Origin of the sequence: Streptomyces sp. NBC_00513 (assembly GCF_041431415.1) — a bacterium.
Taxonomy (GTDB): domain Bacteria; phylum Actinomycetota; class Actinomycetes; order Streptomycetales; family Streptomycetaceae; genus Streptomyces.
The window spans coordinates 8092943-8119907 of sequence record NZ_CP107845.1 but is presented as its reverse complement, the minus strand read 5'-3'; the positions used below and the strand labels follow the sequence as shown (position 1 = coordinate 8119907).

Below are 26965 nucleotides of genomic sequence, written 5' to 3'. Positions count from 1 at the left end.
GCGGCAGCGCTGGGCACCGCATCAGGTGCCCAGCCGGGCGAGCCTGCCGGCCGGCCCTTGGTTGGGCCCGGCCGGTCCGGCAGGCGTGACACCCAACGCGCGGGAACGATCGAGCGCGTCCTCCAGGCCGTTTGGCGCGGCGCCGAAGCGGTCATCCGCAGGCTGCCGGCCCAGCCGACTGCGGTCGGGGACATTGCCGTCCTGCTATCGAGCGCCTCATGGTGCAATGGGGCCTGTCCGATGCCGTCTCGGCGCGGATCTTCGCGCACCCGGGACGAAACCCGGGCGGCATCGAGCATTGAGGGATCGCTGTGACCGCAGGAGCACCGGACGGCGGACATACCTCTCGTCTCCCCGGAGGCGAAAGCCACCACGGTAAGGCGATGACCTTGGCGGGGGCGTTGGAGGCGGCGGAGGCCGCAGCGCCCGTGGAGTCACTCGACGTGGTCGCCCGCATGCTCAAGAAGCACCTCCAAGCGGCATCGGTGTCCTTCCTGATCACCGACTTCACCGGCAGTTCGGTCGTGCGGCTGGGAGCCGCAGACAGCGTCGAGACCGACGAGCCGCCCCGGCGCATCCCGCTGCCCGGCACCCTGTACGAGGACGTGATCCGCAGCCAGCAGCCGAAAGTGGAGCACCGAGGCGCTGGTCAGTTGGTGCGGGTCGTCGCTCCTGTGACCAACCGCGGGGATGCCATCGGGCTCTTGGAACTGTTCCTGCCCGCGGTACCGGACGCGGAGGTGATGCGGGAGATCGGGGAGACCGCGCACGCTCTCGCGTACATCGTCATCGCGAATCGGTCTCACACCGATGTGTACCAGTGGGGCCGGCGCACCAAGCCCCTGAGCCTGGCCGCGGAGATCCAACACCGTCTGCTCCCGGCGTCACTGGCGTGCGAGGCGGCACAGTTCGCGGTCGCCGGCGCGCTGGAACCCGCCGAACACGTGGGGGGTGACACCTTCGACTACGTGATCGACCGGGACACCGTCCAGCTCTCCGTAACCGACGCCATGGGTCACGACGTCGACGCCGCGCTGCTCGCCACCTTGGTGGTGGGCGCCCTGCGGCGGGCACGGCGGGCGGGTGCCGGCCTCGCGGAACAGGCCCACCAGGCCGACCAGGCCATGCGCGATCACGGCCGCAGGGGTTACGTCACCGGCCAACTGCTGCGCATCAGCCTGCTCGACGGCCAGACAGAGTTCCTCAACGCCGGGCACCCCTGGCCGCTTCGGATGCGCGATGGGGAAGTACAGCAGATCGTTCCCAAGGTCGACCCGCCGTTCGGCCTCAGTCTCCAGATCTCGCAAGCCAACACCTACCGGGTCCAGTCGCTGGACCTGCGACCGGGTGACCGGCTGGTGATGTTGACGGACGGCATGCTGGAACGCGGCGCCGAAAGCCTCGATCTGTCGGACCTGATCGTCGCCACCCGCGCACTGCACCCCCGAGAAGCCGCCCGCACCCTCATCAAAGCAATCGTCGACACCGGCGATGGTCATCTGGACGACGACGCGACCGTCATGTGCCTGGACTGGCACGGCGTCCACAACTCCGAGCGCGACGCCGCCACCGGCGCCGACCTCACCAACGCCTCACAACCGACGACATGAGGCGGCCCGCTCCCCGACAGACCCGAGAGTGAGAGAACAGGGGCGTCAAGCGCGGATCCGGCTCAGGGTCGGAGGGTGAGGAGTGGTCCCCGATCTCGGGCAGATAGTCGCGGTCGGCCGTCTCGCTGTCGGTGGTGAACCGGGGAGCGGCTTTGACCTCCGCCCTGATCGGTGTGACCTTCAGCGTCTGGGCTCGGGTATCGATGGCGGTGACGGCGCCGGCCGGAATGAGGACTCTCTGGCCGCACACCCATACCCCGGTGTCACCGCCAGATGTTGCATGCCGGGCTGGTCTTGCCGACGGTCCACGTGCCCGATGACACCGTCAACCGCCTCCACGGTGAAACCCGCCAGCGACTGCGGGACACAGCCATTGTCCGGGGCGTACCTCCACAGGTTTTCCACGACGGCTTTCCTCGTCATCGGCAACCCGCACAGCGGCTCCAAGGGCTCGGCCGGCTGCACGTCTTCCCGGCGCCGGCCGGGGCAATCCTGGGCCGGCGACAGATCCGAGGCGAGGCTTCGACGTGCGACGCAGTGCACGGGGCGACGAGTCCACCAATCGCGGCGAGATACTGGCGTTCGCCGGCAGCGCCAGGGCGGGGCACACCCCGGGGTCGACCCGGTGGCGGGTTCGCACTCGGTCCGAGCCGTGTGCGCATGCACGTGCGCGCCCGCCTCGTGCGCGACCGTCTGTACTCCTTCGTCCGCCCGCACCGAAGCCGGCTCTACGGCCACACCGGTGGAAGTGTGACCGGTCGAGTGAGGCGGGCGGTCCGTGCATAAAATCGGTTCTCATGTCGAAGCATGACGAGCTGCTCGTTGAGGTTGCCACTCTGGTGGAGTCCGGGCAGAGCAATCAGATGTCCCTGACCGTGGTCACCGGTGGTGCTGTCATCACCGGTCGGCTGGCTCCCGAAGCCGTTTGGAGGCGGCGGGTGTCGGAGGTCCTGACGGATTCTGACCGGCTGGGTGAGTTCTCCGCCGTCTTCACCGCCACGCCACCTCGGGAGGGGCCGCCCACCCATCTGCACTTTCATGTGGCCCGCATCCTTCAGGGCACGGTGGGGATCCCGGAGACGGGTGGGATGTATCGCGTCTCGATCGCGGATGTGAGCGCTTGGACCGTGGGCGACTTCAGCTACTCCGACCACTGACGGGCGCCGTGTAGCGAGAGGGATCGGGACGCGGGAGGGCCCGACCGGCGCGTGCCGGTCGGGCCCTTGTCGTTGTTCGGGTGTCGGCTCGGGCCGGCCTTCGTCAGGCGGTCACCGGGCTGCCGAGCATCGCGGAAGCCTGCCGGAACGGGCTGAGGACACGTGTGGGCACGGCGGCGGCGAGGGGAAGGCCGCGGCAGGTGAAGCCGAGCTGGGTCATGGCGCGAAGGACTTCGCCGGCGCTGAAGTCCCGGCGGTCCTGGCGGGTGATGACCTGACCGACCTGCTTGAGGGGGTAAGTGCGGCGGCCGATGATCACGGATTCGCCGGTGACTTCTTCGGGCTTGACGCCCTTCATCGACTCCAGGACACCGCTCTTGGTCAGGTCGAACGGGAAGCGGGCGATGACGCAGCGCATGATGCCTCACAGGGAGAAGGGGACGGTTGTGCCGCGGTGAGGCGGGTCAGCGGGCAAGGGCGAGGACGCCCAGCGCGCTGCCCTGCTCGTCGACGACGGGCAGGGCATCGAGCCTGCGATAGCGCATCGCGTGGTCGGCCTCGGCCATCGTGGTCGTGGGCAAGGCGAACGGCCCGCGGTCGCCGAGGACGGCTCGCAGACGGACCTGGTCCGTGTAGGCCGTGGTGTCGCGGACGGCGGCGAGTTGGGCCCGGGTGACCAACCCGGTGCACAGGCCGTCCTCGTCGCAGACGAGCAGATGTCCCGCGTGGGCGCCGGCCATCACGGCCAGCGCCACCTCGACCGTCATGTCGTCACAGACCTGCGGGCCGGCCGCCTCCATCGCGTCGTCCACCGTGCGCTGTACAAGGTCGGCGTTCGCCGAGCGGGGCTGCATCCGAACCAGCGTCAACATGTGCCTCCTGCAGAGGTGGGTCAGTTTCCGGATCACTGGTTCTCAGGCCGCCGCGTCGAAGGCGGACTGTCCAGCGCTCACGCGCCGGGCAGCCGAAACGGGCCGACGCCGACCGCGGGAGGTCGCGCTGCGCCTGGGCCGCTCGGAGACCGGCGCGGTGATGGTGACCGGGATGCCGGAGGGGGCCTGCGCGCCGGTGATGCGGTGCAGGGCTTCCTCGCCGGAGCGGACCTGGGTGGACTGCGGGGTGATGCCCGCGGCGCTCATCAGCCGGGTCATGTCGCGGCGCTGGTTGGGGGTGACGAGGGTGACGACGCTGCCGGACTCGCCCGCGCGGGCGGTGCGGCCGCCGCGGTGGAGGTAGTCCTTGTGGTCGGTCGGCGGGTCGATGTTCACGACGAGGTCGAGGTTGTCGACGTGGATGCCGCGCGCGGCCACGTTGGTGGCGACCAGCACGGTGACGTGGCCGGTCTTGAACTGGTCGAGGGTGCGGGTGCGCTGGGGCTGGGACTTGCCGCCGTGCAGCGCGGCGGCTCGTACACCGCTGTTGAGGAGGTGCTCGGTCAGGCGGTCGACGGCGTGCTTGGTGTCGAGGAACATCATCACCCGGCCCTCGCGTGCCGCGATCTCCGTCGTCATCCGCTGCTTGTCGGCGCCGTGTACGTGCAGGACGTGGTGTTCCATCGTGGTCACCGCGCCGGCCGAGGGGTCCACCGAGTGGACGACCGGGTCGGTCAGGTAGCGGCGGACCAGCAGGTCGACGTTGCGGTCCAAGGTGGCGGAGAACAGCATCCGCTGGCCTTCGGGGCGTACCTGGTCCAGGAGGGCGGTGACCTGGGGCATGAAGCCCATGTCGGCCATCTGGTCGGCCTCGTCGAGGACGGTGATCGCCACCTGGTTCAGCCGGCAGTCACCGCGGTCGATGAGGTCCTTCAACCTGCCGGGCGTGGCCACGATGACCTCGGCACCTGCGCGCAGCGCGCCGGCCTGCCTGCCGATCGACATGCCGCCGACGACGGTGGCCAGACGCAGCCTGACGGAGCGGGCGTACGGGGTGAGGGCGTCGGTGACCTGTTGGGCCAGCTCGCGGGTGGGGACCAGGATGAGGGCGAGCGGCTGGTGGGGTTCGGCGCGCTGTCCGGCGGTGCGGGCCAGCAGGGCCAGGCCGAAGGCCAGGGTCTTGCCGGAACCGGTACGGCCGCGGCCCAGGACGTCACGGCCCGCGAGGGTGTTGGGCAAGGTGGCGCCCTGGATCGGAAAGGGCACGCTCACGCCCTGCGTGCCGAGGGCGGTCAGCAGCGCCCCGGGCATGTCGAGATCCGCGAACGCCTCGATGGCGGGAAGCGCCGGGGTGATCGTCTTCGGCAGGGCGAACTCGCCCTGGACCGAGGCGGGCCGGCGGCCGTAGCCGCCCGAGCGGCTCGCACCCGCGGAACGGCTCGGGGCCGAGGAGCCGAAGCGGCTGCTCCGTGCTGAACCGGCGCCCGTGCCGAAAGCGGGGCCGCCGGAACGGCTGCGGGTGCGAGAAGAGCGCTCGTTCGTACGTGTGGGGTTCATTCAGAACCTTCCTTGATGCGGCACCAATCAAGGAACTCCCGCAGCGAAAGAGCGGCGCAGGGAATCACAAGAACGTGCCGAGCAGAATATGAAAACGAATCCGGCCCACTGAAAGCGATATGAGCACGGGCGCTGGAATGAGGGTGGCGTCACACGGACGCACTGACCAGATAAATCAATTACGGCGCAGCATTCAAGTGGCAGCGTCCTTGAAATGCCTTTCCCGCAGGTGGACGCACTGCGGGGAATGGGTGTAGCTGGGTCCCGCACCCCGAGGGATGCGGGACCCAGCTACAGGATGCGCGTCAACGTCAGGCCGGAACGATGTTCTCGGCCGTCGATCCCTTTTGACCCTGCGCGATGTCGAAGGTGACCTTCTGGCCTTCCAGCAGTTCACGGAAGCCCTGAGCGGCGATGTTCGAGAAGTGGGCGAAGACGTCCTCGCCGCCACCGTCCTGCTCGATGAAGCCGAAACCCTTGGCCGCGTTGAACCACTTCACAGTGCCAGATGCCATGTCATATCTCCTTTGGGGCAGTACAGAGGTGTCCGCCCTTGCGGGCACCGTGTCGCCGCGATGATGCCCCGTCCGGAAAATGACCGGAAATACAAAGCGCAGCAGATAGTTCGACGCTGTGGCCGACTGAGTGCGCTTGAAGTTTTTGGGTACCAAAACTGCAACCGAGATCGACAGTAGCACGCTGCTGCCGGTTGCGTACGTCCCATATTTCCTATCACGTCTTTTGCAATAAAAATTCTGCCTGTAGGGCTCGTCGAACTCTTAGACGGCCGGATCAGATATTGATTCACCCCGGGTGCAACGTTCGACAGCAAGGGGGGTTTCACCAGGGGCGGGCGCGTTTTGACCACCGGCGGCGGTGCGTTGCATTGTTGCGAGCGCCACACGTGGGAAATGTGGGGGATGTAGGTGGTGCCGCTACCCGCATCGCACCGGCGCCGCCTCCCCCTTGAACCCCGGTCGGCGCGCGGGGCACGAGCCGGGGAGACCGACAGCTGGTCGCATCCCCAAGGCGATCCCCGCGCAGGCGGATGCCGGCCCTTCGGGAGAGGACCAACCAGGCCTCTCGTGGGATCGCCGCCCGCCTGGGCGGCGAGAGCGCGTCACGCCGTCGGGGTCAGGAGGCGGCAAGAACGATGGCGATGAAATGCGCGGTGAAGGCAGCCACGGTCAGAGCGTGGAAGACCTCGTGGAAACCGAACCAGCGGGGCGAGGGGTCAGGGCGCTGGAGGGCGTAGACAACAGCGCCCGCGCTGTAGAGAAGCCCACCGGCCACGATCAGGGACAGTGTGGCCGCTCCGCCGTTGTGCAGGAAGTCCGGCAGGTAGCGCACCGGTGCCCAGCCCAGCGCCAGGTAGCAGGGGGTGTAGAGCCAGCGGGGAGCTCCGACCCACAGGACACGGAAGGCGATGCCGGCCAGGGCGCCCGTCCACACGATCCACAGCAGGACGGATCGCTGATCGGCGGAGAGCAGGAGCACGGCGAGGGGCGTGCAGGTGCCGGCGATGATCAGGAAGATGTTGGCGTGATCGAGGCGCCGCAGAATGGCCTCGCCGAGTGCTCCCCATGTGCCGAGGTGGTAGACGGCGCTCGTCCCGAACAGCAGCCAGGCGGTCACGGCGTACACGGTGCACGCCAGGGTGGCCTGCGCCGTCCTCGTCAGGCAGATCAGGACGATTCCCGCCGCCAACGATGCGGGAACCATACCGGCGTGAAGCCAGCCTCGCAGCTTCGGTTTGATCGGCTCCACCAGGTCGGTCGCCCGCGCGACCAGGTCGGCGACCGGGTGAGAGTCTTCAACGGTCTCCGGCCGGTGCGATCCGACGGGAACGCCCATGGGTTGGCGTTCGTCGACCGTGGGCGCATGAGGAAACCTGCCGGCTTCGGCGTCGTCTCGGGACACCGCTTCCCCTCCTGACCAGAACCGCTGGGCATCATTGGCAACCATGTGTTCATGCTAGGAGCCCGCGAGCGGCACCCTTCTCAGAGGTCCACTTCGCATCCTCGGTCGGCGTCGCCGAACCCGGGTGGTTCCGCCGCCCACGGTGGCACTTGACGCTTTGCCATCAACCGGTGCCGTGAAAGTCGTGCAATTCGACGGGCCGTGGGAACGATCAGGGACCCCGAACGGGCCTCTCCGCTCTCCTACTTTCAAGGATCGCCGATGCTTCCCGAGTTCTACTCCCACGCATCCGTCCCCGTATCCCAGCAACTGGAGCAGCGCCTGGGGCTGGACCCGCGCCTCGAAGCGGGCCGAATCGACATCGAGCGGATCGCCGACATCGCCGTCGTCGCATCGGCCCACTGCGACGGATACGCGGCCACCGCACACCTCCTCGGACTCCTGGCAGCGCTTCCCGCTCCCACGCAGGCCGGAGAACCCTTCTGGTCGGACTTGTGGAGGTCCTCGGGCTCCCTCTACCTGCTGCCCGCCAACATCAAGACCTGGGTCCTGAGTTCACTGGCCGGAGAAGGCACCGGTCTGGCCGGACAGATCCTCTCGGCTGTCAACGAGATGACCCCGCCCCAGCGCATCGCGGCCGCAGAGGTCATCGGTCAGGCACTGGCCGAGTCCGACCACCTCCCCGACCTCAAGACACAGGTCATCGGCGAACTGTGGCTCCGCGACCTCGAACTCACCGCCTGGCGTGTGCTGCACGCGGACCACAAAACCGCCGATCCGTCCAGGCGCGAGGCCTTCATCGACGCGTGGACGAAGGCCTGAGCAACCAGGTACCTCACCGACGCGATACAACCGCTTCCTCAGCCTCCCGCACTGAACGGGCGCCTTCTCCCGCCTCGCCGCCCCCGCCCCGGCTCGTCTCTGATGTTGCACACTCCCCGATGGGCCGGAACCGTGCTCCGAGGTCGAAGGGTCCATCGATCGCGGCGAGACACCGGCTTTCGCCGTGGCGGCAGCGCCAAGGCGGGGGGCTCCCCGGGTTGAGCCGGTGACGGGCTCGGACACGGTCCGAGCCCGATACCGTCGGCGCAGGAACACCAGCTGCGGGGAAACCATGACCGTCCACGACCAACCGCCACAAGGACCTGCCCCCGTGGATTTCCGACCGGACCTGGTTCGCGTCCGCGGCGAACTGGACCTGGACACCGGGCGCGCCGCCGAGCTCGACGCTGCCCTGCGGCGTGCGGTCACCGATCCCGACAACCCCGCGGAGATCACGGTCGACGTCAGCGAGCTCATGTTTTGTGACTCGACCGGCCTGAACATCCTCCTGAACGCCCAACTCGCCGCCCTCTCCCACGGCCGCACCCTCCGACTGCGGGCACCCAACCCCCAACTCGTCAAACTCCTCCACCGCACCGGCGCCCTCCCCCTCTTCACCCTCGACCCGCCACCGGCCGTCTGACCCGCACCCGCCCGCTCGATGCCCCTTGTACGTTCGCGGGTGGAGAGCGCCCTGTGGACAGTCGACGGTCCGCTCGACCTGTCGTGTCGCCCTACAAGGTGCGGGCCGCTTCCACGCTGACGGCGGTCGGGAACAGTGGGCCGGACCCGGTGAGTTCGAAGACGCGCCGCAGGCTGGGAGGAATCGGGCCGGCCAGGACCAGGCGGCCGGAGCGCAGCAGGCGCAGCATCTCGTTGAGCATCGAGGAGTCGGCAAAGGTGAGCCGGCTGACATCCAACACGATCCGCCGGACGGAAGGATCCGCGACGGCCGGGTTGCCGGCCTGCCGGAAGGCTTCCAGGGTGTCCTGGTCGAACTCTCCGACGCATACGATCACCCGCACGCCGTCGTCCGCGTCCGGCAGTACCAGTACTTCTTGTTCCACAGGTCTTTCCTTGATCACACAATGCCCATGCCGGTCATTGCCGGATGGGATGTGCCGACGTGGGAGTTCAATCGTCCACGTCGGCCCCATTGAGGTTTGGCAGTCGTGTTGGCGGTGGCCGAGGAAGTGTCCTTTCAGGCCGCGGCCCCGGCATTCGCGGCCGCGGTGGCGTGCCCATGCTCGGCGTTGAGGCGTTGGGCTTCGCGTAGTTGGTCTTCGAGGATGACGATGCGGCAGGCCGCCTCGATCGGGGTTCCCTGGTCGACGAGCTCCCGGGCGCGGGCCGCGATGCGGAGCTGGTGGCGGGAGTAGCGGCGGTGCCCGCCGGCGGAACGGAGCGGTGTGATGAGGTGGGCGTCTCCGATGGCGCGGAGGAAGCCTTGGGTGGTGCCGAGCATGGCGGCGGCCCGGCCCATCGTGTAGGCGGGATAGTTGTCGTCGTCGAGACGGCCGAACGAATCGTCTGCTGTCATCGCACCTCACTGCGAAACAGGTGAAGGAACAGGGAGCGGGTTACGGGGAGGGGCCCTGGTGCTTACCGCACCAGGGCCCCGAAGGAACTGCTACACCATCTACCGGCCCTGGAACTGCGCCGGCCTCATCCGCACGCCCGCCTGGAAGGGGACGGGTGGTGCGGGGATCGCGGTTGCTCGACCGGAGACCACCTCACTATCGATGTCCTGCGGTACCCGGACTCGCGTGGCGTCCGGGCGATCCCGATGATGACCAATCCCTCCGTTCATCCCTCGGATGATCAACTACCTACCTGCGGGAACTGCCTGATACTGCGAACTGCTTGTGGCCTGACCAAGCGCCACACTTTCGGCAGCCAGCCCCGTCGCCCATCCTGCATCCGCTCTGGCTTGGAACCCCACTGCCGAACCTCCCGATGCGCGCGCCCGCAGCCGACACCTTCACCGAGGTGCTACTCACCGACTTCACTGCTGATACTGCGAACTGCACTTACTGCGGGTACTGCACCACTGGGTCAACTGCTTGTACTGCCTGTGGTGGCCCCTGATGACCGCGGGCCACCCGGTCCGATGATCAGCCCCGTCGCCGTCCTGCAACCACCCTGGCTTCGACACTCCATCACCGCACCGTCCTGCTGTACTGCAATCACCTGTACTGCGCTACTGCTGCCCGGCAGTTCGTCTCTGCCAGGCCTCGCGGCCTCTCTGGCTACGAGAGAAACCATAACCACACCGCCGCGCGATGTCTACTCCGGCTGGCATAGATTTCCGCCTGGCTGATGAGGTAGATATTCGGAGCCCACCAGGATTGAAGAGTGGCGGCTTGGGGCACAAACGGCCCGGCAGGCACGGCTGGACACGAACACAGAGACCGGAGCGCGAGATGACCACGACGAGCACCGAGCGCACAGCCCTTGAACCCCTGTCCGCCGTCGCCGAGGCACGTCACACCGCCCGGACGTTCCTGAACACCCTGGTGCCGGCCGTCGGTCCGGAGCACGCCGACTCCGTGGTCCTGGTCGTCTCCGAGCTCGTCACCAACGCCCTGCGCCACGGCGGTGGCACTCACGCGCTCCGCCTAGCAGCCCACCCCGGCACGATCGAGGTCGCCGTCGACGACTCCAGCCCGCAAATGCCGCGCCTGCGGACCCCCGACCTCGTCCACGGCACCGGCGGATTCGGCTGGCACATGGTCAACGACCTCGCCTACGCCACCGTCGTCACGCCCAAGCCCGAAGGCGGCAAGACCGTCCGCGCCCTCCTCCCCCGCTAGACCCGTCGCGTCGCGCAGGCCACCACGTCGCGCAGGCCACTGAGGGCAATGCCACCCCCCGACGCCCAACAGGGGCGGGTACTGCCCACGGGCAGAAGACGGGGTGCGGCTGCCGGCATCCTGGGCACGGGTTTGCTCAGCAGCCCGAGGCGCGGGCCCGTTGAGCGCGGTCCCGGGTTGTCCTGCCCGGGACCGCGCCACGCCGGACGCCGGCTCACGCGTCGTCTGCGAACAGTTCGTCGGCGCGTTCGTACTGCGCCAAGGCCGCGCCCAAGCCGAACCGGGTCGCCGGCCACGTCCCGATGAAGATCCCCCACCGATCAGCCCTGTCCACCCCCGCCGGCTCAACCTTCATCGACGTCACCCACGAGGCGACGGACAACCCGATGGTCAGGCACATGAACACGGCCGCCATGCTGATCGCCGCGTACTGCCAAGACACCGACATGGCCAAGGACAAGCTGGACGGCTTCCTGCAACTCAGCCAACAGTGCAACCCAGCCTGGGGCCCGGGACACCGGCCGGGCCCAACTGGCCGGTCTGCTGGGCCGACCGGCCCCCGCCGGCTCCGAGGAACCCAGCATGATGATGCGCCACAGCAGAGGCCAGAGACAGGCGGAACAGGCCCAGTACCCGCAGGACGAACCGCAAAAGCTGTTCACCAAAGCGGTTGTGCACGGGCTGAAGGCCCGCCTGTGCGACGACATCGACGCCCTCGACGACCACCTGCCCCCGCACATCGCGAGGATGGCCCGCCGAGTCGCCGAAGTCCTGGAGGAACCGCACCCGGCGACCCCATGACCTGCCGGCACGGGTGTCGTCGGACCGGCAAGCGGGCCCGCGGTGCGGACGGATTCGGAGTTTCCGGTCCGGTTGCGGGCGCCGGTCACGGCCGAGCAGACAGCGCCAGACCAACCGCCGCGGGTGCGACCCGCACTCTTGTCAGGTCCCCGCCCCTTCAGCCGAGCAGGTGGCTACGCGGCAAGCATTCCGGCGCGCAGTCGGGTCAGGGTGCGAGTGAGGAGGCGGGAGACCTGCATCTGTGAGATACCGAGTTCGGCGCCGATCTCGGCCTGGGTCATCTCCCGCGCGAAGCGCATGTTCAGGATCCGTCGATCGCGTTCGCCGAGTGTCTTCAGGAGGGGGGCGAGGGTGTGGAAGTCCTCGAAGAGCTCCATGTCCGGGTCGACGTCGCCGACCGTCTCGGCGAGGGAGCGACCCGTGTCGCCGGAGGTGCGCTGCCTGGTGCTCGTCGTAGCGTCGATGGAGGCGCTGGTGTACCCGTTGGCCGCGACCAGGCCCTCGATGACGTCGTCCTCGCTGAGTTCGAGGTGTTCGGCCAGTTCCTTCACGGTCGGGGCGCGGCCGAAGATCTCGGTCAGTGCTTCCTGGCTCTTGGCGAGTTCGGTGCGCAGTTCCTGGAGGCGGCGCGGGACGTGGACGGCCCAGGTGGTGTCGCGGAAGAAGCGCTTGATCTCGCCGGTGATGTAAGGAAGGGCGAGGGTGGTGAACTCGACCTCGCGGTCGGGGTCGAAGCGGTCGATGGCCTTGATCAACCCGATCGTGCCCACCTGGACGATGTCGTCGATGTCGATGCCGCCATCCCCGGTACGGCCGCGGAAGCGCCGGGCGGCGAATTGCACCAGCAAGATGTTCATCTCGATCAGCGTGTTCCGGGCGTACTGGTACTCCCGGGTCCCTTCCTCCAGCGAGCGCAGCCGGACCAGGAAGAGGCGCGAGAGCTCCCGGGCGTCGGCGGGCGCCACCTGACGGGCGTCGTCAATCCGGGGAAGATCGTGTGTGGACTGATCGCTTCCGGGTGTGGCGTCCGGCGAGGTCGCCACCACGCTGGTGGTGTTGGTGATCGTGGCGGTCTGAGACATGGACCCGGTCCTCCCCTGGACGTACGACGTTCGCGCGACACGTGCCCCCGAACTCGGCCATGCGTGGCGGATCCAACATTTTTCGACCGTGATTGCGTCCATGCCGGTACCGCGCGGGGCCGTGGCCGCGCCTCTGGTTTCGGATGGTCGGATGGCGCGCACCGGGGCGGCCGTCGATCGTTGGAGGCGAGCAGGTCCCCTGCTACGTCACGACGGACGCCCCGGCTGACCCTGCGAATACCCCCGGCATCCGCTTCCACCCCTTACCGCCCCATTCGCGTCCACCACGGGACAGGATCGAAGCAGAACAACGAGACATGACGGTGGCCCACCCCTTCGTGGGGTGGGCCACCGTCATGAACTTTGCCGGGACCGCGCTGTTGGCGGCCGGCTACCAGCGGTACCAGCGACCACTCCCGCCCTTCGGGCGGGCGACGAAACCGACCAGCCAGAGCACCAGCACCGCGATCGCGACCCACCAAAGGATCTTCACCGCGAAACCGGCACCGAACAGGATCAGAGCGAGCAGAAGAACAAGAAGCAGGGGAACCATAGATATCAACCTCCGCAGCACCGCCTGCCCGACGCCACGCTCCCCATGCACGCAAACTTATCTGTTTCTTATCCGCGCAGACGGGCATCCGCGACTGCCCACTCCACGGGGCCGGTCAGGCCGGCGCGGCCGCCGCGGTTGCCCTGTTGGGGAAGCCGGCGATCGCGCTGATGCCGACCTGCGGTTGTCCGCCGGGGCCGACGCCAGGCCCGTTTCGGTCAGGGACCGGCGGAGGGTGTCGGGGTTCGTGGCGCGCGGATCCTTCGCCGGCCGCCGCTTTGCTCGGCGGGTTGTGGCAGCAGGCCGAGGTCGGCTGCTGTGCCGGTGGCGTCCATGACGCGGGCGACGACGGGCCGGGCGGGCCCGCTCAGGTGGAAGCCGGTTCCGGCCCGGCCCGCTTCGGCCTTCGCCCACAGCAGGGCGGCGATCCCGGAGCAGTCGCAGAAGGACACGCCACTGATGTCGATGCGCAGGAGGGCGGGGCGGTTGTCGAGGCATTTGCGGACCGCGTCGCGGATGGCGGACCCGGTTTCCAGGTCGAGTTCACCGGCCAGTCGCAGGAGGCCGTAACGGCCGGCGAGGACCACCGTGGGGGTGTTGGGGCGGGGGGCCCGCCGAGGAGCGGGGATCATGCCCGGCTCCTGCGGGCGGGCTGTTCCAGGAGGCATCTTCTCCACTCCTCCTCAGGCCGCGGCCGGTGGATTCGCCGCTTCGGCGCTGCGGCCGGGGTCGGCGTTGATGCGCCGGGCTTCTTCGAGCTGGTCTTCAAGGACGACGATGCGGCAGGCCGCCTCGATCGGCGTGCCCTGGTCGACGAGCTCGCGGGCACGGGCCGCGATCCGCAGCTGGTAGCGGGAGTAGCGGCGGTGCCCGCCCGCGGAGCGGAGCGGGGTGATCAGGCCGTGCTCGCCGATCGCGCGAAGGAAACCTTGGGTGGTGCCGAGCATCTCGGCGGCCCGGCCCATCGTGTAGGCGGGGTAGTCGTCGTCATCGAGACGGCCGAACGAATCGTCTGCTGTCATCGCACCTCACTGCGAAACAGGTGAAGGAAATCAGGCTCTGGACGTGTGGAGGGGCCCGGGCGCCGTGTGGCACCCGGGCCCCGAAGGAACTGCTACACCATCTGCCGGCCCTGTTACTGCGCCGGCCTTCTGTTTCCGCCTGCCCGACCTGAGCTCTGTCGGGGGTGCGGGGATCGCGGTTGCTTGACCGGAGACCACCTCACTTCACGATGTCCTGCGGTACCCGGGCTCAACACTCCACCCGGGCGATCCTGATGGCGTTCGGCTCCTCCGTTCATCCCTCGTGATCAACTACTTACCAAATGGGGACTACACACTGCTGAACTGCTGGTACTGCTCCACTCGATACTGCTGATACTGCGCACTGCGTGTACTGCTCGTGGCCTGACCGAGCGCCACACTTTCGGCAGCCAGCCCCGTCGCCCATCCTGCGTCCGCTCTGGCTTGGAACCCCACTGCCGAACCTCCCGATGCGCGCGCCCGCAGCCGACGCCTTCACCGAGGTACCACTCACTGACTTCACTGCTGGGTACCGCGAACTGCTGGTACTGCCTGGTGGCCCCTGATGACCGCGGGCCACCCGGTCCGGTGATCAGTCCCGTCGCCGTCCCGCAACCGCTCTGGCTTCGACACTCCATCACCGCACCGCACTACTGAACTGCACTTACCTGTACTGCTGCCCGGCAGTTCGTCTCTGCCAGGCCCTTCGCTCTCTCTGGGCTACGAGAGAAACCATAACCAGATCACCGACCGATGTCTACTCCAGCTGGCATAGATTTTCACGTGGTGGACGACGAGGTAATCGGATGCGAAGGCACACAGGCACTCGACTCGGCCGACACGTCGACGCAGGAGGACAGCCCGAGGTGACGCGGCGACCGAGCCGCAGGTCAGGGTCCGCAGAGCCGGGGTCTCCCGGCAGGTTCGCGCACCGCACGGGCGGATACCTCGTCACAGGAACATGGGCCCGGCGCGGCCTGGACAGGGCTGGGCGTGCGGCGGAACGGCCGTCGCCGGGCGGGCTGCAGCGAGGGCGGCGGTTCGTTCCCGGACGCCGGCCCGGAGCCCGGCGGCCATCTCGATGGCGGCGGCCTCAAGCGTCCGGCGGCGCTGCTTCACCGCGGCAACGTCCCTCGCCGGGCGCACAGCCCCGGCCGGCCCCCCGCCCCGGACACAGGATCGCGCTCGGGGTGGTCAGCAGGGCTTGAGCAGGGCCGGGCCCGGCAGGGGGGGCCGGGCCCGGCGGACCCGTGTCGTACCTCCGTGGTACTCATGTGCCATGAGCCAGTTCCGCGACTTCAACCTCAAGCTGCTCGTCATCGAGGAGCTCATGTACGGCCCCGACGAGCCGCTCCTCCCCCTCTATGACCTGCCCGCGCGGCTGGCCGAGAGGGGAATCGGCGACCCCGCGTCCTACGTCCTGGACAATGGCCTGCACGCGGAGGTACTGCCGGAGTCCCGGGCCCATTTCGAGGCCCTGCTGATCCCGGACGAGCTGCTCGCCCGCGTCGAGGAACTGTGCTTCGACGCCGGCGCCGAAGTCTTCCGGCACTGCGCCCCCGCCTGGGACGGCGAGGACGATCTGTTCGACGTTCGGTCGCTCGACGACCTCGCACTGCTGCCCAACCTGCGGGAGGTCACCTTCGTCGAAGACGGCGTCCTGGCCGTGCCAGACGCGGCAGAGATCTTCGCCGCGCGCGGTATCGAAACCGACTGAGCCCCGGCGCCCGCCCGTCCCGCGCCGCCTCGGCCAGGGCGGTGTAGGGGACACAGTGTCGGACCAGACTCGGTGGCGGTAGGCGGCCACCTTGTCGAAGCTCTCGTCGGCGGTCTTCGGCCAGACTCCCACCCGCGCCGACATGGAGCGTGCTGGGTGGGGCCGAGCTTGGACGAGTTCACCCCTCAAACGCAGTACATCGGCCCGACACAGCCCCGGCATCCCTCACGGTCCGCCAGGCTCTCCGCTCAATGTGGTGGCGTCCTCCCATCGGTGGGCCCTTGTCCGAGATGATCGGGGTGATGGGAAACTGGCGGTTATGGATATCCGCCGCAGAAACAACGTCACCGTCACGGGCCGCGCGGACGGGCCGGTGCTCCTGTTGGCGCACGGGTTCGGCTGTGACCAGAACATGTGGCGCCTGGTCGCCCCCGCGCTGGCCGAGAACTACCGGCTGGTCCTCTTCGACTACGTGGGCTCCGGCCACTCGGACCCCTCGGCCTGGGACGAACAGCGCTACAGCTCACTGGAGGGCTACGCGCGGGATGTGCTGGAGGTCTGCGAGGAGCTGGACCTGAGGAACGTGACCTTCGTGGGGCATTCGGTCAGTGCCATGGTCGGGGTCCTCGCTGCCGCGAACGCGCCGGAACGGTTCTCTCGTCTGGTGATGGTCGCTCCCTCGCCCCGCTACATCGACGAGGACGGATACCGGGGCGGGTTCGACGCCGACGACATCGACGAGCTGCTGGAGTCGTTGGAGTCGAATTATCTGGGGTGGTCGGCGGCGATGGCGCCGGTGATCATGGGCAACGCGGACCGCCCGGAACTCGGCCAGGAGCTGACGACGTCGTTCTGCGCGACCGATCCGGACATGGCGCGGGTCTTCGCCCGTACGACGTTCCTCTCCGACAGCCGCGAGGACCTGAAGACAGTCACGGTGCCGACTCTGGTCCTGGAATGCGAGCAGGACGTCATCGCCCCTCGTGAGGTCGGCGCCTACGTTCACGACGCGATTCCCGGCAGCCGGCTGGTCACGCTGGCGGCAACGGGGCACTGCCCCCAGTTGAGCGCGCCGCAGGCCACTGCAAGCGCGATCAGCGACTTCGTCGGAGCCGCCCGATGATGTGCACCACCGACGAGGAATCGGACGGGGAGCACGACGTGGACGCCACGGACGCGGCCTTCACCTCGCTGCTGGAAGACAGTGCCGAGGAGCTGTACGAGCAGGCTCCGTGCGGGTACCTGTCGACCCTGATGGACGGCACCATCGCGAAGATCAACGCCACACTATTGGAGTGGCTGGGCCTGGAACGCTCGGCGGTGGTGGGTCGGATGCGGTTCACCGACCTGCTCACCGTGGGCGGCAAGCTCTACCACGAGACGCACTTCGCCCCAATGCTGCAGATGAAAGGCGAGATCAGCGGCATCGCCCTGGACATCAAGGCCTCCGGCAAGCAGCGGATGCCCGTGCTGGTCACCTCGAAGGTGAAGACCAGCAATGACGGCGAGCCGTTGCTGATTCGCACCACCGTCTTCGACGCCCGAGACCGGCGCTCCTACGAGAGGGAACTGCTGCGCGGCCGCCAGGCGGCCGAGGAAGCGCGCCGCGAGGCGGAGGACGCACGCAGGCAAGCCGAGGCCGACCGCGAACGCCTCCAGGAGGCCTTGGCCGTCCTCCAGCAGAACCTGCTTCCCGCCGCGCTCCCCGCAATTCCGGGCCTGGAGGCCGGCTCGTACTATCACACGGCCTCCCCGGACCTGCTCGGCGGAGACTTCTACGACCTGTTTCCCCTGAATGCCGGCCGATGGGCGTTCTTCCTCGGCGACGTATGCGGCAAAGGCCCCCAAGCCGCCGCGGTCACCTCCCTGACCCGCTACACCCTGCGCGCCGCCGCCATGCACGATCCTGATCCCGTCACCGTGCTGGCGACCTTGAACACCGTGGTCCACGAGCGGTACAGCGGCGGCGACCCCCGCTACTGCACCGCCATCTTCGGCGTCCTGAAACCGGACGACGACCACGTCGACGTGCACCTGGCCTCCGGCGGACACCCCTCCGCACTGATCCAACGCGCCGACGGCACCGCCAACTACCTGCACACCCCCGGCGGAATGCTCATCGGCATCCTCCCCTGGGCGCAGTTCACCCCCGCCCGCACCCGCCTGTCCCCCGGCGACACCCTGCTGCTCTACACCGACGGCCTCACCGAGGCCCGCGTCGGGCCCTCTCGTGAGCTGTACGGCGAGGACGCCCTCCTCGCCTTCACCACCGCCCAACCGTCTGCTGGGCCGCAAGCGCTGATCGCCGCCCTGACCGGACTCCTCGCCGGCTTCGGAGACGGACTCGACGACGACACCGCCCTGCTCGCCCTCGGCGTGCCCGCCCCGTTTCCCGCTCCCCTGTCGGCCCTGGCGAGTGAAGACCGGACATGAACTCACTGACGATCATCACCCGAGCCGCCGCCACCGGCCCCGTACTGGAAATCACCGGTGACCTCGACTACGCCACGGCACCCGAACTCCGCACAGCACTCGACGGCCTGCCCCTGACCGCCGGGCAACTACTGATCCTGGACCTGACCGGTCTCGACTACTGCGACTCCAGCGGCATCACCACCCTGCTGGCCGCCCGCAACCTGACCATCCAACAAAACGCCGATCTTGCCCTGGCCGCGGTCCCCGACAACACCTCCCGCATCCTGAGCATCGTCGGCCTGGACCAGGTCTTCACCTTCCACCCCGACGCCTCAACCGCCACCCACCCCAGCTCCGCAGCATCCTGAGGCACACGAACCGACCCCGATCCTGCGTTTCGGCGTGGACGGCTCGTCTGGAGTGGCGTGAGCGGAGCCGGATTCACCGCTTTGTGCCGGACTTCTTTGTCCGTACGGCAGCGGGTGAGTCTGTGGTCGTGGCCTGTCCCCCTGCGTCGGGTTCCGGCAGCAGGTGGCAGCGGCAGCAGGAGACATCAACACCGCTTCCCACGCCGCCGGCGCCACCACCACCGGCACCGGCGCCGCCGACGGAAACCTCCTCGGCCTCCCCCTCGGCCGGTGGCCGTCTCCACCTCCCGTTGCCCCGAGGAGTCCGCGCAGTCCGTCACGGAGGCCTTCAGAGGCTTGGACGCGGCGTCCAGGGTGGTGACCTTCGGGGCGCGCCGGACAGTGCCCTGCATCGTGGACTTGCCCTGCTAGCGCCAGAACACCGTCGCCTGAATGTCCGCCAGCGCCTCGTCCGTCGCGTACTTTGCCAACTCCGGGTCGACCCTCGCCGTCGCGTACGAACGCTCCTCGGCCGCCGTACACGCCCCGTACGCCATCAGGACCGCCGACTTCTCGGCCACCTCAGGATCCGCCGCCGACACCGCCGACGACGTCGCCACCGAAAACACCACCGTGCGTGTCGCTCAGGCGGAGGGCGGGCGAAGTCGGAAGCGTGTTCGAGCATTTACGGGACAAGCCTCAGGTCCGCCTTGTGGGGCGGGTTGAGGGTCAGGCTCAGGAGTCGACCATAGCGAGGTGGGCCACTGTTGCCCCGAGAGCGTCATGGCTGGCTCCAGGGTGGATTGCGTTCCGTAGCCATCTGAGGATTCGGTGCGGAGGCGGGGGGAGCCGACGGGCAGCGTCGGCGGCGGTGAGCGTGGACGGGAGTGTGCTCGCCGCGATCAGCGCTGTACGGAGCTCGGGGGGCCCAGTGCGCGTCGGTCATGGTTCCGGCGGGATCAGGGTTCGGCGGTGTGGGCGGATTTCGGCCCCGTCCGGGTGCACCGGCGCGCAGACTTGGCGAATCGTCACGCCACGGGCCGGACGATGGAAGCCGGGCCGGCCGGTCTCAGCCCATATGTAAATCGCCCCGTCATCCGAGGGGTGCTCTGCAGGCAACATGTGTCCAGGCCAAGCCCCTCTTCTTGGACCCGGCGCAGCTTCGGGGGGAGCGTCCAGGACGTAGGTGGGGTGTCGAACCTGGTGGGCCGGAACCTGTTGCGCCCGTTCCGGCGGCTGGTGGTGATCGCGTATCACGTCGCGGCATTTTGACGCTCTGCCGCTACCTGTGCGGGATGATTGCGGGCTCCGTCGGTGCGCGGCAGCTTGAGCCGGTTCTGGCGGCTTCGGATGCGCGATCCTGGAGCCGATCCGTGACAATGCCTGACCTGCGGATTTGCGGTCTGTGTGTCGCGCTGCCCTGCCGAAGACGCTCCAGCCCGCGGGTTTGCGTTGAGGCCGGAATCGGCTCGATGGCGCCGCTGCCGGCGGGCGCATGGAGTTCCAAACGCTCAGATGACGTCCGTCCTGATGCACCGTCAGGTGTGCCGGGATCCCTTGTGAGGCGACGAGGCCGGCTCGGATGGCGGTCGCTGGACGGCTCGTTCGGTTGTCGTCGGCTTGCTCGGCCACCGTGCGCCGAAGGGCGTGAGAACCAACGGCGGGACCGGCGTCGAATTCGGTGCGCCGGGCGAAGGGCGGCCCGCGCAGCGGGCCGGGGCGACGCCGAGTCACTCGTCGGCGCCGCCCCGGCCCATCTCCAAGCACCACGTGTGTCTTCACGGTCGCCGGCTGACCGGGGCGGTAGCCGCCGCCCCGGTCAGCCGGCCTCGCCCCGGCCCGTGGCTCCCGGAGCGGTGACCGGCATTCGGTCAGGGAAGGAGCGGGAGGAGGACGAGTGTCAGCGGTGCCGTCACGGAGGACGAGGCGTAGCAGCTCGTCCCCGCGAAGGACGCGGTGTAGCTCGTCGCCGTGATCATGGTGCTGGGAACCGGCAGCGTCGGCGGTGCCAGTGTCGCCACCCCGCTGGCGTTGGTGAGCGCGGTTCCGAGGGTGATGGGCCCGAGCGGTGTGTTCGCCTTGAAAGTGACCAGTTGTCCCGCGAGCGGAGCGGCGCTGGAGGTGACCTTGAGCGTTGCGCTCATCGACGGGATGACGAATGTGCCGTTCGTCCGCAGGCGGATCTGTGCCGGGGCCGCCGTCAGCGTCGTGGGAGTCGGGTTCACGGTCAGGTTTGCCGGAGCGGCGGAGGGACTGTGGCAGGGTCCTCCGTTGTAGACGGCGGTCACCGTGCCGCTGGTGCCCGCGGTGGTGGTGACGCAGGCCGTGCCGCTCGCGTTGATCGCCACGGTCTGGCTGAAGCCGCCGGGGCCGGTGAACGTGACCGTCCCGGTGGGAGTGCCGCTGCCCGGCGCGTTGGTCGTGACTGTGGCGCAGAACGTCACCGGCCGGCCGCAGACCGCGGGGTTGGGGGTGATGGTGAGCGCGGTCGTGGTCTGGGCGTTGTTCACGGTCACGCCCGACGTGCCCTGCGATGGCTTGAAGCATCCGTTGCCGTTGTAGACGGCCGTGACCGTGCCGTTGGCGAGGTTGTTGGTGGTGACGCATGTTGTGCCGCTGGCGTTCAGTGGCACCGTGGTGTTCAGTCCGCCGGGGCCCGTGAAGGTGACGGTCCCGGAGGGGATGCCGCTGCCGGGTGCCACCGCGGTGACCGTGGCGCAGACGGTCACGGTCTGGCCGCACACCGAGGGGTTGGGGCTCACCGACACGGTGGTGGTGCTGGCCGCCTGGGTGACGGTCACCGGCGCGGTGCCGGTCGATGAGGAGAGGCATCCGTTGCCGTTGTAGACGGCCGTGACCGTGCCGATGGTGAGGCTGTTGGTGGTGACGCATGCGGTGCCGCTGGCGTTCAGTGGCACCGTGGTGTTCAGTCCGGCCCCGGTGAAGGTGACGGTACCCGTGGGGATGCCGCCGCCGGGCGCCACCGCGGTGACCGTGGCGCAGACGGTCACGGTCTGGCCGCACACCGAGGGGTTGGGGCTCACCGACACGGTGGTGGTGCTGGCCGCCTGGGTAACGGTCACCGGCGCGGTGCCGGTCGATGAGGAGAGGCATCCGTTGCCGTTGTAGACGGCCGTGACCGTGCCGATGGTGAGGTTGCTGGTGGTGACGCATGCGGTGCCGCTGGCGTTCAGTGGCACCGTGGTGTTCAGACCGGCCCCGGTGAAGGTGACGGTACCCGTGGGGATGCCGCCGCCGGGCGCCACCGCGGTGACCGTGGCGCAGACAGTCACGGTCTGGCCGCACACCGAGGGGTTGGGGCTCACCGACACGGTGGTGGTGCTGGCCGCCTGGGTAACGGTCACCTCGAAGGGACCGTCCGAGCCCGCGAAGCAGGAGTCGCCGTTGTAGGTGGCCGAGTACGTGCCGCTGGTGAGGCTGCTGGTGGTCAGGCATGCCGTGCCGCCCGCGTCCAGCGTGAGTGTCACGTTCAGTCCGCCGGGGCCCGTGAAGGTGACGGTCCCGGAGGGGGTACCGCTACCGGGCGCCACCGCCGTGACCGTGGCGCAGACAGTCACGGTCTCGCCGCACACCGACGGATTGGGATCGACGGTCACCGACACCGTGCTCGACGCCTGGTTGACCGTCACTGGCGCGGTGCCGGTCGATGAGGAGAAGCATCCGTCGCCGTTGTAGACGGCCGTGACGGCGCCGGTCTCCAGCATGGTGGTGGTCAGGCATGCCGTGCCGCCCGCGTCCAGCGACACCGTCTCGTTCAGTCCGCCGGGGCCCGTGAAGGTGACGGTCCCGGAGGGGATGCCGCTGCCGGGCGCCACCGCGGTGACGGTGGCGCAGACAGTCACCGTCTCGCCGCACACCGACGGATTGGGGTCGACCGTCACCGACACCGTGCTCGACGCCTGGTTGACCGTCACTGGCGCGGTGCCGGTCGATGAGGAGAAGCATCCGTCGCCGTTGTAGACGGCCGTGACCGTGCCGGTCTCCAGCATGGTGGTGACGCATGCCGTGCCGCCTGTGTCCAGGGGCACGGTCTCGTTCAGTCCGCCGGGGCCCGTGAAGGTGACGGTTCCCGTGGGGATGCCACTGCCGGGTGCCACCGCGGTGACCGTGGCGCAGACGGTCACGGTCTCGCCGCACACCGACGGGTTGGGGTCCACCGACACGGAGGTGGTACTGGCCGCCTGATTGACCGTCACGTCGAAGGTCCCGGTCGAACCGGTGAAACACGTGTTCCCGCTGTACGTGACGGTGACCGTGCCGGTCTCCAGCACGGTCGTGGTGACGCATGCTGTGCCGCCGGCGTTCAGTGGCGCCGTGGTGTTCAGTCCGCCGGGGCCGGTGAAGGTGACGGTCCCGGAGGGAATGCCGCTGCCGGGTGCCACCGCGGTGACGGTGGCGCACACCGTCACGGCCTCACCGCACACCGACGGGTTGGGGTCCACCGTCACCGACACCGTGCTCGACGCCTGATTGACCGTCACCCCGAAGGGGCCGTCCGAGCCCGCGAAGCAGGAGTCGCCGTTGTAGGTGGCCGAGTACGTGCCGTTGGTGAGGCTGCTGGTGGTCAGGCATGCCGTGCCGCCCGCGTCCAGCGTGAGTGTCACGTTCAGTCCGCCGGGGCCCGTGAAGGTGACGGTCCCGGAGGGGGTACCGCTGCCGGGCGCCACCGCGGTGACGGTGGCGCAGACAGTCACCGTCTCGCCGCACACCGAGGGGGTGGGGTCGACCGTCACCGACACCGTGCTCGACGCCTGGTTGACCGTCACGTCCAGCGAGCCCGTCGACGGCAGGAAGCAGGTGTTCCCGCTGTAGGTGACGGTGACCGTGCCGGTCTCCAGCACGGTCGTGGTGACGCATGCTGTGCCGCCCGCATCCAGCGACACCGTCTCGTTCAGTCCGCCGGGGCCCGTGAAGGTGACGGTCCCGGAGGGGATGCCACTGCCGGGCGCCACCGCCGTGACCGTGGCGCAGACAGTCACCGTCTCGCCACACACCGACGGATTGGGGTCGACCGTCACCGACACCGTGCTCGACGCCTGGTTGACCGTCACGTCCAGCGAGCCCGTCGACGGCAGGAAGCAGGTGTTCCCGCTGTAGGTGACGGTGACCGTGCCGGTCTCCAGCACGGTCGTGGTGACGCACGCCATACCGCCCGCATCCAGCGACACCGTCTCGTTCAGTCCACCGGGGCCCGTGAAGGTGACGGTCCCGGAGGGGGTACCGCTACCGGGCGCCACCGCCGTGACCGTGGCGCACACCGTCACGGTCTCGCCGCACACCGACGGGTTGGGGTCCACCGACACCGACACCGCGCTAGTTGCCGGGTTGACCGCCACATCCACGGTGCCGGTCGATGAGGAGAGACATCCGTCGCCGCTGTAGGTGACGGTGACCGTGCCGGTCTCCAGCACGGTCGTGGTGACGCACGCCATACCGCCCGTATCCAGTGACACCGTCTCGTTCAGTCCACCGGGGCCCGTGAAGGTGACGGTCCCGGAGGGGATGCCACTGCCGGGCGCCACCGCAGTGACCGTAGCGCAGACGGTCACCGTCTCGCCGCACACCGAGGGGGTGGGGTCGACGGTCACCGACACCGTGCTCGACGCCTGGTTGACCGTCACTGGCGCGGTGCCGGTCGATGAGGAGAAGCATCCGTCGCCGTTGTAGACAGCCGTGACCGTGCCGGTCTCCAGCATGGTGGTGGTCAGGCATGCCGTGCCGCCCGCGTCCAGTGGCACCGTGGTGTTCAGACCGGCCCCGGTGAAGGTGACGGTACCGGTGGGGATGCCACTGCCGGGTGCCACCGCGGTGACGGTGGCGCAGACGGTCACGGTCTCGCCGCACACCGACGGATTGGGGTCGACCGACACGGACACCGTGCTCGACGCCTGGTTGACCGTCACGTCGAAGGTCCCGGTCGAACCGGTGAAACACTCGTCGCCGCTGTAGGTGACGGTGACCGTGCCGGTCTCCAGCGTGGTTGTGGTGACGCACGCCATGCCGCCCGCATCCAGGGTCACGGTCTCGTTGAGTCCGCCGGGGCCGCTGAAGGTGACGGTACCGGTGGGGATGCCACTGCCGGGTGCCACCGCGGTGACGGTGGCGCACACCGTCACGGTCTCGCCGCACACCGACGGGTTGGGGTCCACCGTCACCGACACCGTGCTCGACGCCTGATTGACCGTCACGTCGAAGGTCCCGGTCGAACCGGTGAAACACGTGTCCCCGCTGTAGGTGACGGTGACCGTGCCGGTCTCCAGCGTGGTTGTGGTGACGCACGCCATGCCGCCCGCATCCAGGGTCACGGTCTCGTTCAGTCCACCGGGGCCCGTGAAGGTGACGGTTCCCGTGGGGATGCCACTGCCGGGCGCCACCGCCGTGACCGTGGCGCACACCGTCACGGTCTCGCCGCACACCGACGGGTTGGGGTCCACCGACACGGACACCGTGCTCGACGCCTGATTGACCGTCACGTCGAAGGTACCGGTCGCGCTTGCGTAACACTCGTCGCCGCCGTAGGTGACGGTGACCGTGCCGGTCTCCAGCACGGTCGTGGTGACGCACGCCATGCCGCCCGCATCCAGCGACACCGTCTCGTTGAGCCCGCCGGGACCGGTGAAGGTCACCGAGCCCGACGGGTTGCCGACGCCCGAGGAGACCGGCGCCACGGTGACACAGAGCGTCACCGTCTCACCGCACACCGACGGGTCGGGGTCCACCGATACCTCGACCGAGACGGGTGCTTGGTTGACCACGTGCAGCGTCAGGGGGGAGTTCGACCCGTCGAAGTCCGCGTCGCCGGTGTAGAAGGCGGCTGCCTGGTGGAAGCCGACATCCAGGTTGCTGAAGGTGACCTGCGCCTGCCCATTCACGTCCACGGGCGCGGTCAGCACCGGACCGTCGTCGCTGACGATGAAGGACACCAGCCCGGTGGGGGTTCCCGAGCCTGGTGGAACGGGGGTCACCTGGGCGGTGACGGTCACCGTCTCACCGCAGACGGAGGGTTCGGGATCGAAGGCCAGCGTAGTGGTGGTGTTCGAGAGGGTGACCTCCTGGGTGTCCGCACCCGTGGACGGGTCATACTCGACGTCGCCCGAGTAGTTGGCCTCCACCCCGTGGAGGCCGACCTCCAGATCGCTGGTCACGTACTGTGCCTGGCCGCTCATGTCGAGCGGCGCAGTTGTCACAGGCACGCCGTCGACGACGAACTCGACGCTGCCGGTCAGGGTGGGGCCGCCGGCGAGTTCCGGCTGGACGGTGGCGGTGAAGGTGACCGCCTGGCCGAAGACGGATGGATCCGGTGCCGAGGTCACGGTGGTGATCGAGCTGGCCATGGTATGGCTCCCTTTCGGATGACCCACGAAAGCAGGTGATGTGCCTTCGCCCGTGCGGCGTGGGACGGAGCGCGGAACGTATGCGAAAGAGCTGGTGCAGTGTTCCGGAAAGAGCCCTCGTCCACGCGGAGTCGGGGCACATCACCTGCTGATATCAGCAGTAGGCATTCCGAGTGAGGCCCTGGGCTAGATGGGTGAAGGAAACACCACTCGTTCGGCTCAGCGCACTCAGGCGCGCGAGATGCGGTAAACCCAGATTGCGCGGCGCCCTGGCGCACTTTTTCGAGGGAAAAAGGTTTCCCTTTCCTGCGGTCTTCCCGGGCGTGCAGCCGGGCTGCCGATGGGAAAAAGGTTTCCGTTTCCTGCCGTCTTCCCGGATGTACAACCGGGCGGTGTCGGGGCGCAGTCGCACTCCGGGGCGGTCCGGTGGACTCGCGGGAGGAAGGGAGAGGATTTCACGCCGAGACAAACCCCGGCATTCCTCCGCGGAATCCGAATTCCGGAGGTGCCACGGGGCGCCGCAGCCTCTCGGCGCGCCGGCTGTCCGGTACGCCGAGAGGCTGCTGACGGGGGCATCGCTCTTCCGGCGGTCCGCCGGGGTGGGGGCAGGATGCCCACCGGGGCCCGCGCCGTTTCACCGGCGCGGTGGTGCGGTGCGGCGTATGACCAGAACGCGTCCGCGGCGCCCCTGCGGACGGTCCGCGGAAGCCGGCCGCTTCGGCCGCTTCCTGGTGCTGGCAGCGGGCCTACTTGCGGACCGCCGTAATGGAACCGCGCCCGCCCGCCCTCTTGTTGGCGGCGTCGGCCTCCTGCCGCGTGAGGTAGTCGCGCGTGACCCCGTTAGGGAGGACCAGCCGGTAGACGAGCGTGGACCGGCCGGTGCGTCCGCAGTTACATGCCATGGTCTTCCTCCTTAGGTTCG

General features: G+C 68.7%; 25 protein-coding genes. 10 read left to right on the top strand and 15 right to left on the bottom strand.

The window, feature by feature from the left end; genetic code table 11:
• Window positions 1-383 precede the first annotated feature (383 nt).
• Together OHA84_RS36310 and OHA84_RS36305 are read left to right on the top strand one after the other, a co-directional pair.
• On the top strand, window positions 384-1610 hold the full coding sequence (locus OHA84_RS36310) for a PP2C family protein-serine/threonine phosphatase (protein ID WP_266967254.1): 1227 nt from the start codon (window positions 384-386) through the stop codon (window positions 1608-1610).
• A 797-nt stretch (window positions 1611-2407) separates the two neighbouring features.
• Window positions 2408-2767 (top strand): hypothetical protein, encoded by a 360-nt coding sequence (locus OHA84_RS36305; RefSeq protein WP_266967256.1) that lies wholly within the window; start codon window positions 2408-2410, stop codon window positions 2765-2767.
• Window positions 2768-2870: 103 nt separating this feature from the next.
• Here OHA84_RS36305 and OHA84_RS36300 read toward each other — a convergent pair whose 3' ends face one another.
• The 5 genes from OHA84_RS36300 to OHA84_RS36280 all read right to left on the bottom strand — a co-directional run bounded on the left by OHA84_RS36300 (window position 2871) and on the right by OHA84_RS36280 (window position 7050).
• Window positions 2871-3185, bottom strand: a complete 315-nt coding sequence (locus OHA84_RS36300) for an SCO5918 family protein (RefSeq protein WP_266967258.1) — start codon at window positions 3183-3185, stop codon at window positions 2871-2873.
• A 46-nt stretch (window positions 3186-3231) separates the two neighbouring features.
• A complete protein-coding gene (locus OHA84_RS36295; protein WP_266973783.1) occupies window positions 3232-3636 on the bottom strand; it encodes a CBS domain-containing protein in 405 nt (134 codons plus the stop codon).
• Between the two features lie 45 nt (window positions 3637-3681).
• Window positions 3682-5196 (bottom strand): DEAD/DEAH box helicase, encoded by a 1515-nt coding sequence (locus tag OHA84_RS36290; RefSeq protein WP_266967260.1) that lies wholly within the window; start codon window positions 5194-5196, stop codon window positions 3682-3684.
• Window positions 5197-5507: 311 nt separating this feature from the next.
• Window positions 5508-5711, bottom strand: coding sequence for a cold-shock protein (locus OHA84_RS36285; RefSeq protein WP_266967262.1), 204 nt, complete (start codon window positions 5709-5711; stop codon window positions 5508-5510).
• A gap of 619 nt (window positions 5712-6330) precedes the next feature.
• Window positions 6331-7050, bottom strand: coding sequence for a hemolysin III family protein (locus tag OHA84_RS36280; RefSeq protein WP_266973785.1), 720 nt, complete (start codon window positions 7048-7050; stop codon window positions 6331-6333).
• A 327-nt stretch (window positions 7051-7377) separates the two neighbouring features.
• Here OHA84_RS36280 and OHA84_RS36275 point away from each other — a divergent pair, with 327 nt between their 5' ends.
• Entirely contained in the window at window positions 7378-7938 is a 561-nt protein-coding gene (locus tag OHA84_RS36275) for a hypothetical protein (RefSeq protein WP_266967263.1), read from the top strand.
• 331 nt (window positions 7939-8269) lie between these two features.
• The gene (locus OHA84_RS36270; RefSeq protein WP_266967265.1) at window positions 8270-8581 is read left to right on the top strand and encodes an STAS domain-containing protein; all 312 of its coding nucleotides are present in this window, start codon (window positions 8270-8272) and stop codon (window positions 8579-8581) included.
• A gap of 91 nt (window positions 8582-8672) precedes the next feature.
• Here OHA84_RS36270 and OHA84_RS36265 read toward each other — a convergent pair whose 3' ends face one another.
• Both OHA84_RS36265 and OHA84_RS36260 read right to left on the bottom strand, forming a co-directional pair.
• On the bottom strand, window positions 8673-9005 hold the full coding sequence (locus tag OHA84_RS36265; protein ID WP_266967267.1) for an STAS domain-containing protein: 333 nt from the start codon (window positions 9003-9005) through the stop codon (window positions 8673-8675).
• Window positions 9006-9139: 134 nt separating this feature from the next.
• Window positions 9140-9478, bottom strand: coding sequence for a MerR family transcriptional regulator (locus OHA84_RS36260; RefSeq protein ID WP_266967269.1), 339 nt, complete (start codon window positions 9476-9478; stop codon window positions 9140-9142).
• Window positions 9479-10361: 883 nt separating this feature from the next.
• Between OHA84_RS36260 and OHA84_RS36255 the strand changes: the two genes are divergently transcribed.
• Window positions 10362-10751 (top strand): ATP-binding protein, encoded by a 390-nt coding sequence (locus OHA84_RS36255; RefSeq protein WP_266967270.1) that lies wholly within the window; start codon window positions 10362-10364, stop codon window positions 10749-10751.
• Between the two features lie 214 nt (window positions 10752-10965).
• Here the strand turns inward: OHA84_RS36255 and OHA84_RS36250 are convergent, their stop codons facing one another.
• Window positions 10966-11166 carry a hypothetical protein gene (locus OHA84_RS36250; RefSeq protein ID WP_371591564.1) on the bottom strand — a complete coding sequence of 67 codons (201 nt, stop codon included), beginning with the start codon at window positions 11164-11166 and terminating at the stop codon, window positions 10966-10968.
• Between the two features lie 167 nt (window positions 11167-11333).
• On the opposite strand from OHA84_RS36250, the gene OHA84_RS36245 reads away from it, so the two are divergent.
• Entirely contained in the window at window positions 11334-11552 is a 219-nt protein-coding gene (locus OHA84_RS36245; RefSeq protein WP_266967272.1) for a hypothetical protein, read from the top strand.
• 173 nt (window positions 11553-11725) lie between these two features.
• On the opposite strand, the gene OHA84_RS36240 is transcribed toward OHA84_RS36245, so the two are convergent.
• From OHA84_RS36240 to OHA84_RS36225, 4 genes are all read right to left on the bottom strand, one after another.
• The gene (locus OHA84_RS36240) at window positions 11726-12634 is read right to left on the bottom strand and encodes a SigB/SigF/SigG family RNA polymerase sigma factor (RefSeq protein WP_266967274.1); all 909 of its coding nucleotides are present in this window, start codon (window positions 12632-12634) and stop codon (window positions 11726-11728) included.
• A gap of 391 nt (window positions 12635-13025) precedes the next feature.
• Window positions 13026-13187: a hypothetical protein gene (locus tag OHA84_RS36235; RefSeq protein WP_053676175.1), complete on the bottom strand. Its 162-nt coding sequence runs from the start codon at window positions 13185-13187 to the stop codon at window positions 13026-13028.
• A gap of 218 nt (window positions 13188-13405) precedes the next feature.
• Entirely contained in the window at window positions 13406-13855 is a 450-nt protein-coding gene (locus OHA84_RS36230; protein ID WP_371591563.1) for an STAS domain-containing protein, read from the bottom strand.
• 15 nt (window positions 13856-13870) lie between these two features.
• Window positions 13871-14209, bottom strand: a complete 339-nt coding sequence (locus OHA84_RS36225; RefSeq protein ID WP_266967278.1) for a helix-turn-helix domain-containing protein — start codon at window positions 14207-14209, stop codon at window positions 13871-13873.
• Between the two features lie 1279 nt (window positions 14210-15488).
• Here OHA84_RS36225 and OHA84_RS36220 point away from each other — a divergent pair.
• The 4 genes from OHA84_RS36220 to OHA84_RS36205 all read left to right on the top strand — a co-directional run bounded on the left by OHA84_RS36220 (window position 15489) and on the right by OHA84_RS36205 (window position 18709).
• Complete coding sequence (locus OHA84_RS36220; protein ID WP_266967280.1) at window positions 15489-15926, top strand: hypothetical protein; 438 nt, start codon at window positions 15489-15491, stop codon at window positions 15924-15926.
• A 319-nt stretch (window positions 15927-16245) separates the two neighbouring features.
• Window positions 16246-17049 (top strand): alpha/beta fold hydrolase, encoded by an 804-nt coding sequence (locus OHA84_RS36215; RefSeq protein ID WP_266967282.1) that lies wholly within the window; start codon window positions 16246-16248, stop codon window positions 17047-17049.
• On the top strand, window positions 17049-18359 hold the full coding sequence (locus OHA84_RS36210; RefSeq protein ID WP_266973789.1) for a PP2C family protein-serine/threonine phosphatase: 1311 nt from the start codon (window positions 17049-17051) through the stop codon (window positions 18357-18359). The genes OHA84_RS36215 and OHA84_RS36210 overlap by 1 nt, the downstream gene beginning before the upstream one ends.
• Window positions 18356-18709 carry an STAS domain-containing protein gene (locus OHA84_RS36205; protein WP_266967284.1) on the top strand — a complete coding sequence of 118 codons (354 nt, stop codon included), beginning with the start codon at window positions 18356-18358 and terminating at the stop codon, window positions 18707-18709. Before OHA84_RS36210 ends, OHA84_RS36205 begins: the two co-directional genes overlap by 4 nt.
• A 407-nt stretch (window positions 18710-19116) precedes the next feature.
• Here OHA84_RS36205 and OHA84_RS36200 read toward each other — a convergent pair whose 3' ends face one another.
• From OHA84_RS36200 to OHA84_RS36190, 3 genes are all read right to left on the bottom strand, one after another.
• On the bottom strand, window positions 19117-19308 hold the full coding sequence (locus OHA84_RS36200) for a hypothetical protein (RefSeq protein WP_266967286.1): 192 nt from the start codon (window positions 19306-19308) through the stop codon (window positions 19117-19119).
• Window positions 19309-20559: 1251 nt separating this feature from the next.
• Window positions 20560-26043, bottom strand: a complete 5484-nt coding sequence (locus OHA84_RS36195; RefSeq protein WP_266967288.1) for an Ig-like domain repeat protein — start codon at window positions 26041-26043, stop codon at window positions 20560-20562.
• 746 nt (window positions 26044-26789) lie between these two features.
• On the bottom strand, window positions 26790-26945 hold the full coding sequence (locus tag OHA84_RS36190) for a hypothetical protein (protein ID WP_266967290.1): 156 nt from the start codon (window positions 26943-26945) through the stop codon (window positions 26790-26792).
• Window positions 26946-26965 lie beyond the last annotated feature (20 nt).

Coding starts and splice junctions, on each gene's coding strand:
- OHA84_RS36190 (WP_266967290.1), bottom strand. CDS start 26,945: ATGGCATGTAACTGCGGACGCACCGGCCGGTCCACGCTCGTCTACCGG.
- OHA84_RS36240 (WP_266967274.1), bottom strand. CDS start 12,634: ATGTCTCAGACCGCCACGATCACCAACACCACCAGCGTGGTGGCGACC.
- OHA84_RS36245 (WP_266967272.1), top strand. CDS start 11,334: ATGATGATGCGCCACAGCAGAGGCCAGAGACAGGCGGAACAGGCCCAG.
- OHA84_RS36210 (WP_266973789.1), top strand. CDS start 17,049: ATGTGCACCACCGACGAGGAATCGGACGGGGAGCACGACGTGGACGCC.
- OHA84_RS36215 (WP_266967282.1), top strand. CDS start 16,246: ATGGATATCCGCCGCAGAAACAACGTCACCGTCACGGGCCGCGCGGAC.
- OHA84_RS36235 (WP_053676175.1), bottom strand. CDS start 13,187: ATGGTTCCCCTGCTTCTTGTTCTTCTGCTCGCTCTGATCCTGTTCGGT.
- OHA84_RS36310 (WP_266967254.1), top strand. CDS start 384: ATGACCTTGGCGGGGGCGTTGGAGGCGGCGGAGGCCGCAGCGCCCGTG.
- OHA84_RS36255 (WP_266967270.1), top strand. CDS start 10,362: ATGACCACGACGAGCACCGAGCGCACAGCCCTTGAACCCCTGTCCGCC.
- OHA84_RS36305 (WP_266967256.1), top strand. CDS start 2,408: ATGTCGAAGCATGACGAGCTGCTCGTTGAGGTTGCCACTCTGGTGGAG.
- OHA84_RS36205 (WP_266967284.1), top strand. CDS start 18,356: ATGAACTCACTGACGATCATCACCCGAGCCGCCGCCACCGGCCCCGTA.
- OHA84_RS36290 (WP_266967260.1), bottom strand. CDS start 5,196: ATGAACCCCACACGTACGAACGAGCGCTCTTCTCGCACCCGCAGCCGT.
- OHA84_RS36230 (WP_371591563.1), bottom strand. CDS start 13,855: ATGCCTCCTGGAACAGCCCGCCCGCAGGAGCCGGGCATGATCCCCGCT.
- OHA84_RS36300 (WP_266967258.1), bottom strand. CDS start 3,185: ATGCGCTGCGTCATCGCCCGCTTCCCGTTCGACCTGACCAAGAGCGGT.
- OHA84_RS36275 (WP_266967263.1), top strand. CDS start 7,378: ATGCTTCCCGAGTTCTACTCCCACGCATCCGTCCCCGTATCCCAGCAA.
- OHA84_RS36195 (WP_266967288.1), bottom strand. CDS start 26,043: ATGGCCAGCTCGATCACCACCGTGACCTCGGCACCGGATCCATCCGTC.
- OHA84_RS36250 (WP_371591564.1), bottom strand. CDS start 11,166: ATGGCGGCCGTGTTCATGTGCCTGACCATCGGGTTGTCCGTCGCCTCG.
- OHA84_RS36220 (WP_266967280.1), top strand. CDS start 15,489: ATGAGCCAGTTCCGCGACTTCAACCTCAAGCTGCTCGTCATCGAGGAG.
- OHA84_RS36225 (WP_266967278.1), bottom strand. CDS start 14,209: ATGACAGCAGACGATTCGTTCGGCCGTCTCGATGACGACGACTACCCC.
- OHA84_RS36285 (WP_266967262.1), bottom strand. CDS start 5,711: ATGGCATCTGGCACTGTGAAGTGGTTCAACGCGGCCAAGGGTTTCGGC.
- OHA84_RS36280 (WP_266973785.1), bottom strand. CDS start 7,050: ATGGGCGTTCCCGTCGGATCGCACCGGCCGGAGACCGTTGAAGACTCT.
- OHA84_RS36260 (WP_266967269.1), bottom strand. CDS start 9,478: ATGACAGCAGACGATTCGTTCGGCCGTCTCGACGACGACAACTATCCC.